The sequence below is a fragment of the Paenibacillus sp. Soil522 genome (assembly GCF_001428245.1).
Lineage (GTDB): Bacteria > Bacillota > Bacilli > Paenibacillales > Paenibacillaceae > Pristimantibacillus.
In genome coordinates this window covers 1-1,355 of sequence record NZ_LMRV01000022.1, presented here as the reverse complement: position 1 = coordinate 1,355, position 1,355 = coordinate 1, and the positions used below count along the sequence as shown (strand labels likewise).

At 43.1% G+C, this 1,355-nt stretch carries 2 protein-coding genes; both read left to right on the top strand.

Annotated features, from left to right (window positions below):
- Positions 1-193 (top strand): hypothetical protein (locus tag ASG81_RS32475; RefSeq protein ID WP_056629411.1); only part of this gene is annotated, 193 nt, incomplete at its 5' end.
- A gap of 95 nt (positions 194-288) precedes the next feature.
- A partial coding sequence (locus tag ASG81_RS03860; protein ID WP_056629408.1) for a glycoside hydrolase family 5 protein occupies positions 289-1,355 on the top strand: 1,067 nt, incomplete at its 3' end.

Below are 1,355 nucleotides of genomic sequence, written 5' to 3'. Positions count from 1 at the left end.
TCTGCTATTGCCTCGGCTTTCTTGGCATGGTATTGAATGGGAGTTGCTTAAAAATACGCCGTTTTTTCATGTCTTTATCGTGCTATTCTATGGCCTGAATATGAAGGTTAATAGTCAAACGATGACTTATAATCAATCAGAAAGCAGAAATGTATACGCTTTCAAAGAAAAATTAATAAAGGAGACTAGTTGATGAAAACAAGTAAAAAGTCGCGTGGATTCACCAAATCAATCATTTCCTTATGTAAGATACGCTTTCAAAGAAAAATTAATAAAGGAGACTAGTTGATGAAAACAAGTAAAAAGTCGCGTGGATTCACCAAATCAATCATTTCCTTATGTAAGTCAGCTTCACTTCTGCTGATGGCCGCCGCGTTGACAGTAGGCATGGGCTCTTCGTTAACGGCGATCCCCGATAAGGCATTCGCAGCGGATTCGACCGGAAGCAAAGCAACGGCCGAAATGCGAGAGATCACAACAATGGATCTTGTCAAAGAAATGGGAATCGGCATTAATTTGGGCAACACCTTTGAAGCTACAGGCAGCTGGATCAATGACAGCAGTGTTTCAAATTATGAAAGGGCCTGGGGAAGTCCCATTATTACGAAGGAAATGATTAAAGGTTATGCAGACGAAGGTTTTGGCGTCCTTCGAATTCCCGTATCATGGTCAAATATGATGGGCGAGGATTACACGATCAATGCTGACTATGTGGCCCGGGTAAAAGAAGTTGTGAACTGGGCACTGGATAGCGGAATGTATGTTATTCTGAATCTTCACTGGGACGGCGGCTGGTTTGAGAAATTTCCGTCAGAAAAAGAAGAGTCTATGTACAAATACACACGTATATGGACACAGGTGGCGGATGCTTTTAAAAAATATGGTGATCATCTGATGTTCGAGTCTTTCAATGAGGAAGGTTATTGGCCTGATTTATGGAATTTTTACGGCAGCGATGATGGCAAAGAAGAAGCTTATGCGCTGCTGAATGAGATCAACCAGAGATTTGTAGATATTGTACGTGGTTCCGGGGGCAACAATAAACAACGCCACCTGTTGGTAGGCGGTTATGTAACGGATATCGAGAAGACCGTTGATCAACTCTATAAGCTGCCAAACGATCCCCAAAATCGCTGTGCAGTATCGGTCCATTATTACACTCCTGTAACATTCGCCATCCTGGTTGAGGATGCGAGCTGGGGGAAAGCGCGTACGGAGTGGGGAACGGATGAAGACTACGCCGAGCTAAACAGATACATGGATATGGTGAAAACACGTTTCATCGACAAAGGTATCCCCGTTATCATGGGGGAGTTTGGTGTAGCTACAAAAAATAAGACGCAAGAAATGATACG